This is a genomic window from Tamlana crocina (assembly GCF_012037625.1).
On sequence record NZ_JAAVJS010000596.1, the window covers coordinates 1 to 337 of the forward strand.

At 43.6% G+C, this 337-nt stretch carries 1 protein-coding gene; it reads right to left on the reverse strand.

Going from position 1 to position 337, the window contains the following annotated elements:
• Positions 1 to 337, reverse strand: a 337-nt coding sequence (locus HC176_RS18200; protein ID WP_167920404.1) for a RecX family transcriptional regulator, incomplete at its 3' end; no start/stop codon positions are given.

The following is a 337-nucleotide window of genomic DNA, read 5'->3' on the forward strand; positions in this document are numbered from 1 at the left end:
TTTCCCGGAGTAGATTCAGCTTTTTTTCAGCTAATGTGTAGAGCGTGCTTTTGTATTCCTTTTCGCTGATCTCTGTGAGAGCGAGTTTAATGATAGGGGAGGATATCTCCCGAAGCCTTAATTCCTGAATGATCTTATGCCTGCCCCATTTCTTGATCCTGAACTTCCCTCTTACAAAACTTCTGGCGAAGCGTTCTTCATTCAGGAAATCTTCCTGCATGAGTTTAATGATGATCTGTTCCCTTGCTTCGGGAATCATTCGCATCTCAAGCAGCTTATTTTCCACCTCCTTCTGCGACCTGTCGCGATAAGCGCAGTATTGCATCAGCTTTAAAAT